General features: G+C 57.2%; 6 protein-coding genes. All 6 read left to right on the forward strand.

Annotated features, from left to right (window positions below; genetic code table 11):
- The first annotated feature begins 222 nt into the window (after positions 1-222).
- Positions 223-1,215: a LacI family DNA-binding transcriptional regulator gene (locus tag FHC49_RS16760; protein ID WP_220440356.1), complete on the forward strand. Its 993-nt coding sequence runs from the start codon at positions 223-225 to the stop codon at positions 1,213-1,215.
- A 197-nt stretch (positions 1,216-1,412) separates the two neighbouring features.
- A complete protein-coding gene (locus FHC49_RS16765; protein WP_185668596.1) occupies positions 1,413-2,363 on the forward strand; it encodes a 2-hydroxyacid dehydrogenase in 951 nt (316 codons plus the stop codon).
- A gap of 57 nt (positions 2,364-2,420) precedes the next feature.
- Entirely contained in the window at positions 2,421-3,731 is a 1,311-nt protein-coding gene (locus FHC49_RS16770) for an MFS transporter (protein WP_185668618.1), read from the forward strand.
- Positions 3,732-3,851: 120 nt separating this feature from the next.
- Positions 3,852-4,385 (forward strand): glutathione-regulated potassium-efflux system oxidoreductase KefF, encoded by a 534-nt coding sequence (gene kefF / locus FHC49_RS16775; protein ID WP_220440357.1) that lies wholly within the window; start codon positions 3,852-3,854, stop codon positions 4,383-4,385.
- On the forward strand, positions 4,378-6,246 hold the full coding sequence (kefC, locus tag FHC49_RS16780) for a glutathione-regulated potassium-efflux system protein KefC (protein WP_220440358.1): 1,869 nt from the start codon (positions 4,378-4,380) through the stop codon (positions 6,244-6,246). Before kefF ends, kefC begins: the two co-directional genes overlap by 8 nt.
- Positions 6,247-6,403: 157 nt before the next feature.
- Entirely contained in the window at positions 6,404-6,883 is a 480-nt protein-coding gene (gene folA / locus FHC49_RS16785; protein WP_035896030.1) for a type 3 dihydrofolate reductase, read from the forward strand.
- Positions 6,884-7,108 lie beyond the last annotated feature (225 nt).

Consider the following 7,108-nt stretch of genomic DNA (forward strand, 5'->3'; position numbering starts at 1 on the left):
AAGAAGATGCTCTCTATCTCACGGTTTTTGCCTCGGTGAAACTGTGATGAAGATCACTCTCAACTATGTTACAAAAAGGGGTTACAGCATGTGTGATCCTGAAGAGGAATACCGGGCGAAAACCGCGCCATACGGGGCTTTGACGATGGGTTATCGCTTTCTCTTTTTTGTAACCTGCTGGCATAATAGGCCACGGGATTTCGGCAATGACGGGCAGGGCTAATGAAAGTACAACGCATCACGTTAGAGGATATCGCCGCGCTGGCGGGGGTAACCAAAATGACCGTCAGCCGCTATTTACGTACCCCCGAGAAGGTGAAGCCGGAAACCGCCGAACGCATTGCCAGCGTGATTGAAGAGGTGGGCTACCAGCCGGATGCCGATAATCCCGCCATAAGTAGTAACGTTGCGCCGCGCATTGGCGTGCTCATCCCCTCTTTTAATAACCAGATTTTCTCCGACGTGCTGGCAGGTATTGAATCGGTCACCACCGCCCACGGCTATCAAACGCTGGTGGTGAACTACGATTACGACAGCCAGCGTGAAGAGGAACAGATTGCTACCGTGCTGGCGCTGAACGTCAAGGCGCTGCTGCTAACCGAATCGGTCCATACGCTGCGGGCGGAGAAATACCTGAAAGCCGCAAAAATACCCATTGCCGAGGTGATGGGGCTATCGGATAACGCCGATCGCATTAACGTGGGCTTTGATAATTACCGCGCCGGGTTGGATATGACCAACATGCTGCTGGCCAGCGGCAAAAAGCAGATTATCTATTTTGGCTCGATGTCGGATATTCGCGATGAGCAGCGCTATGCGGGCTACTGCCGGGCAATGGAGGAGGCGGGTCTGGCTGTCGGGCGCATAGCGCCAAACAAGGTCTCTTCGGTGTCAATTGGCACCGGCATGATGACCCTTGCCCGTCAGATGTATAAAGAGATGGATGCTATTCTCTGCACCAACGATGACCTGGCGGTCGGGGTGTTACAGGAGTGCATCGCTTCGGGTATCGCGGTGCCGCAGGAGATGGCGATTGCAGGGTTCCATGGGCTGGAGATGGGTCAGGTGGTGAGCCCGCGTCTGGCGAGCGTTTTGACCCCGCGCTTTGAAATGGGCAAGGTCGCCACCGAGATTTTAATCAAGAAAATAAAAGGGTTACCTACTATTGAGAAGGTTGACCTGCATTATCGTTTATCGATGGGTGAAACCATCTAGCTTTCGCCTGCCACGTCGGCAATGTTATTCAATTGTTGCCACCCAGCCCGCATTCCAGCGGGCTTTTGCTTCCACGATCACGTCATCCGTAACACGGATTTCTAACACGATCTGCCGTGATGCAGATCGCAAAATGACATCGCGAAAACCCGTTTGATAGGCGTAACAAATTTCTAAACGCTTAAACAGGTAACACGATGAATACTGCAAACCCAAACACGGTACTGTTGATTGCTCCGGTCGTAGACGGCCTGATGGACAAACTCTCCACCGCTTTCCAGGTCTATCGTCTGTATGAACAGGCTGACCCGCAGGCTTTCTTACGTGAAGTCGGCCATCAGGTGCAGGCGGTGGTCACCCGTGGTGATATCGGCGTCACCCGCGCCGTGCTGGAACAGCTGCCTAACGCCGGGCTGGTAGCGGTGTTTGGTGTTGGTACTGATGCGGTGGATCTCGACTATACCCGCGCTCATGACATTGCCGTCACCATCACTTCCGGCGTGCTGACCAACGATGTTGCCGACCTGGCGATGGGGCTGCTGCTGGCAGGCGCGCGCCAGCTGTGCCAGGGCGATAAATTTGTTCGCGAAGGCAAATGGCTGAAACAAGGGCCGGGGCTGGCGACTCAGGTTAGCGGTAAACGCCTCGGTATCTTTGGCATGGGTAACATCGGCCAGGCCATTGCCCGTCGCGCCAGCGGATTTGATATGGAGATCCTCTACACCGACCGCAAAAAGCTTAATCACGTTGACTATCAGTGGTGTGCCGACCTGCACACTCTGGCCCACGAAAGCGATTTTCTGGTGATTGCTGCTTCAGGCGGCGCGGCAAACCGCGGGCTGATCGATGCGAGCGTGTTTAACGTGATGCCAAAACACGCGTGGCTGATTAACATCGCGCGCGGCACCCTGGTGGATGAAAAAGCCCTGATTCACGCCCTGCAAAATGGTGTCATTGCCGGTGCCGGGCTGGATGTGTACGAAGAAGAGCCGCATGTGCCTGAGGCGCTGATTGCCATGGATAACGTGGTACTGCTGCCGCACGTAGCGAGCGCTACCCACGAAACCCGCCAACGGATGAGCGAGGTGGTGTTCAAGAACGTCGACGCCTTTTTCAACGCGACGCCTTTACCGAATGCCATTGATTAATCCTCGGTTCTTTTCGCCATGCTGAGCATGGCTTCCCCTCGAGAGAGAGTATGAATGATGAATGAGAAAATACCTGGCACTCGCTGGCTGCGCATCATTGCGCCTGTTCTCATCGCGTGCATTATTTCGTTTATGGACCGGGTTAATATCAGCTTCGCGCTGCCCGGCGGCATGGAGTCCGACCTGGGTATTACCAGCCAGATGGCGGGGGTCGCGAGCGGGATATTCTTTATTGGCTATCTCTTTTTGCAAATACCGGGTGGGCGCATTGCGGTTCACGGCAGCGGTAAGCGTTTTATCGCCTGGTCGCTGCTGGCGTGGGCGATTGTCTCGATTGCTACCGGCTTTGTGACCCATGAATACCAGCTGCTGGCGCTGCGTTTTATCCTCGGCGTGTCCGAGGGCGGCATGCTGCCGGTGGTGCTGACGATGGTCAGTAACTGGTTCCCGGAAAAAGAGATTGGCCGTGCGAACGCCTTTGTAATGATGTTTGCCCCGCTGGGCGGCATGCTCACCGCGCCGGTCTCCGGGGCGATTATCTCGGCGCTCGATTGGCGTTGGCTGTTTATCATCGAAGGGCTGCTGTCGCTGGTGGTGCTGACCGTATGGTGGCTGATGATTAGCGACCGCCCGGAAGAGGCGCGCTGGCTGCCGGAGCGTGAGCGTGAGTATCTGATAACCGCGCTGACCGCCGAGCGAGAGGCTCGACGTTCAGAAGCGCCGGTGAGCAACGCACCGGTGCGGGAAGTGTTCCGTAACTCGGGGCTGATGAAGCTGGTACTGCTCAACTTCTTCTACCAGACCGGGGATTACGGCTACACGCTGTGGCTGCCGACCATCCTCAAGAACCTGACCGGCGCCAATATGGCGAGCGTGGGCGTGCTGGCCATCCTGCCATTTATCGCCACGCTTGCCGGGATCTACATTATCTCCCTGTTCAGCGACCGCAGCGGGAAGCGGCGTTTGTGGGTTCGCTTCTCGCTCTATGGTTTTGCCGCCGCGCTGCTGGCTTCGGTGGTGCTGCGCGACCATGTGGTGGCGGCCTATATCGCGCTGGTGGTGTGCGGCTTCTTCCTGAAAGCGGCGACCAGCCCGTTCTGGTCAATCCCCGGGCGTATTGCCATGCCGGAAGTGGCGGGCAGCGCGCGTGGCGTGATCAACGGCCTGGGTAACCTGGGCGGCTTCTGCGGGCCGTATCTGGTCGGGGTGATGATCTACTTCTATGGCCAGAACGTGGCGGTGTGCGCGCTGGCGGGCTCGTTGATTATCGCCGGGACCATCACCTTCTTCCTGCCAAAACAGTGCGACCTGACCGCATCATCTGACGAACCGCCTGTGGCGGATAAACCAGCCAACCAACCTTCCTGACCCTGCCGGGGCGTGGTTCTCACGCCCCCCAATTCCTGCTGTTGTGTGAACTGATCCTGTAAGTGTCATCATTAACTGTCTAAACTCAGGAATAAAATAATGAAGTAAGACAGGCCAATTATGATTCTTATTATTTATGCGCATCCTTATCCGCATCACTCGCATGCGAATAAGCGGATGCTTGAGCAGGTAAGGACGCTCGACGGCGTTGAAGTCCGTTCTCTCTATCACCTCTATCCCGATTTTAATATCGACGTTGCCGCCGAACAGGAGGCGCTCTCCCGCGCCGATCTGGTCATTCTGCAGCACCCGATGCAGTGGTACAGCACGCCGCCGCTGCTGAAGCTGTGGCTAGACAAAGTGCTGGCGCACGGTTGGGCCTACGGTCACGGCGGCACGGCGCTGCACGGCAAAAGCGTGATGTGGGCGGTCACCACCGGCGGCGGCGAAAGCCACTTTGATATTGGATCACATCCAGGCTTTGACGTGCTGGGACAGCCGCTGGAGGCCACCGCGGTGTACTGCGGCATGAAATGGTTGCCGCCGTTTGCCGTCCACTGCACGTTTATCTGCGACGAAGAGACGCTGCAGGCGCAGGCGCGACACTACAAACAACGGTTACTGGCCTGGCAGGAGGAGCACAACAATGGATAGCCATACGCTAATACAGGCGCTGATTTATCTCGGTTCGGCGGCGCTGATTGTACCCATCGCCGTCCGTCTGGGGCTGGGTTCGGTGCTCGGCTACCTGATTGCTGGTTGTATTATCGGCCCCTGGGGGCTGCGGCTGGTGACCGACGCCGAGTCTATTCTGCACTTTGCTGAAATCGGCGTGGTACTGATGCTGTTCGTGATTGGCCTTGAGCTGGACCCGCAGCGTCTCTGGAAACTCCGCGCCTCGGTGTTTGGCGGTGGTCTCTTGCAGATGGTGCTGTGCGGCGCGTTAATCGGCGTCTTCTGTATCTTCCTCGGCCTTCGCTGGCAGGTGGCGGAGCTTATCGGCATGACGCTGGCGCTGTCGTCTACCGCGATTGCCATGCAGGCGATGAATGAACGCAACCTGACGGTGACGCAGGTGGGGCGTAGCGCCTTTGCGGTGCTGCTGTTCCAGGATATTGCAGCCATTCCGCTGGTAGCGATGATCCCACTGCTGGCGAGCAGCGGCGGTTCCACCACGCTCGGCGCCTTTGCGTTCTCGGCGCTGAAGGTGGCCGGGGCGCTGGCGCTGGTGGTGATGCTGGGGCGCTATGTTACGCGACCGCTGTTACGCTTCGTGGCGCGCTCCGGTCTGCGCGAAGTATTCAGCGCCGTGGCCCTGTTCCTGGTCTTTGGCTTTGGCTTACTGCTGGAAGAGGTCGGGCTATCGATGGCGATGGGCGCATTCCTCGCCGGGGTGCTGCTGGCGAGCTCGGAGTACCGTCACGCGCTGGAAAGCGATATCGAGCCGTTCAAAGGGCTGCTGCTAGGTCTGTTCTTTATCGGCGTCGGAATGTCCATCGACTTTGGCACGCTGATTCATAACCCGCTGCGCATTATTACGCTGCTGGTCGGCTTCCTGGTGATTAAGTCTGTTCTGCTGTGGCTGATTGCCAAACCGCTTCAGGTGCCGCGCTCGCAGCGCCTGTGGTTCGCGGCGCTGCTGGGGCAGGGGAGTGAGTTTGCCTTCGTGGTGTTTGGTGCCGCGCAGATGGCTAACGTGCTGGATCCGGAATGGGCCAAGGCGCTGACGCTGGCGGTAGCCCTGTCAATGGCGGCGACGCCGATTCTGCTGGTGCTGCTGACCCGCCTTGAGAAACGTAATAGCGCAGGTGATGCGCGCGAAGCGGATCAAATCGACGAAGAACAGCCGCGGGTGATTATCGCTGGCTTCGGGCGTTTCGGGCAGATTACCGGCCGCTTGCTGCTGTCGAGCGGGGTGAAAATGGTAGTCCTCGATCACGATCCGGATCACGTCGATACGCTGCGTAAATTCGATATGAAAGTCTTTTACGGCGATGCAACGCGAGCCGATCTGCTGGAGTCGGCAGGCGCGGCGAAGGCCGAGGTGCTGATTAACGCCATTGACGATCCGCAGGCGAGCCTTGAGCTAACCGAGGTGGCAAAAGAGCACTTCCCGAATCTGACGATTATTGCACGCGCCCGCGACGTTGAGCACTACATCAAGCTGCGTCAGGCCGGGGTAGACGCACCGGAGCGTGAAACCTTCGAAGGGGCGTTGAAGTCGGGTCGTCAGGCGCTGGAGTCACTGGGGCTTGGCGCCTATGAGGCGCGCGAGCGTGCCGACCTGTTCCGTCGCTTTAACACGCAGCTGATGGAAGAGATGGTGGAGATGGCGGAAAACGATGACACTTCACGGGCAGCGGCGTTTAAACGCACCAGCGCTATGCTCACCGAGATTATCAACGAAGATCGCAACCACCTGTCGGTGATTCAGCGCCACGGCTGGCAGGGAACGGAAGAGGGAAAACATAGCGGTAATCCAGAAGACGAGCCGGAAGTAAAGCCGACGCTCTGATGCCGTATTAGGTGTAATGCTGGCTGTCCACTTAACCTACCGTGGACTTGCCAGCAAAACGAAAAATTTTCTTCTTCTTTACCTGGCTGCCAGTCGACGAAAGATTAAGCTTTCCGTATAGTGGCGACAATTTTTTTTCGTATCTGGGACACACTCAATGATCAGTCTGATTGCTGCACTAGCGGTAGATCGCGTTATCGGTATGGAAAACGCCATGCCCTGGGACCTGCCAGCCGATCTGGCCTGGTTTAAACGCAACACCTTAAACAAACCGGTGGTGATGGGCCGCCTGACCTGGGAGTCCATCGGACGCCCGTTGCCGGGCCGTAAGAACATCGTCATCAGCAGCCAGCCGGGCACTGATGACCGCGTACAGTGGGTGAAATCGGTCGATGAAGCGATCGCTGCCTGCGGCGACGTGGAAGAGATTATGGTGATTGGCGGTGGTCGCGTGTACGAGCAGTTCCTGCCGAAAGCGCAGAAGCTTTATCTGACGCACATTGATGCCGAAGTGGAAGGCGACACCCATTTCCCGGATTACGACCCAGACCAGTGGGAGTCGGTGTTCAGCGAGTTCCATGATGCGGATGAGCAGAACTCTCATAGCTACTGCTTTGAGGTGCTCGAGCGTCGTTAAGACCGAGCCTTTCCCGGCGGCGCTTCGCTTGGCCGGGCTACAGATAAGGTTCAGCAAAATAAAAACGCCGGGTTCTCACCCGGCGTTTTTTTGCTTTGGTAGCCCGGCCAAGCGAAGGTACAAACCGGAAACATAGGTAACACTTTAGACCGGATACATGGGTAACAGTTATAACTGGCATAGAAGAGGAGACTCGCTATGCCCTGGACTGAGACCCGACCTATG

Origin of the sequence: Kluyvera sp. EC_51 (assembly GCF_019584505.1) — a bacterium.
Lineage (GTDB): Bacteria > Pseudomonadota > Gammaproteobacteria > Enterobacterales > Enterobacteriaceae > Kluyvera > Kluyvera sichuanensis.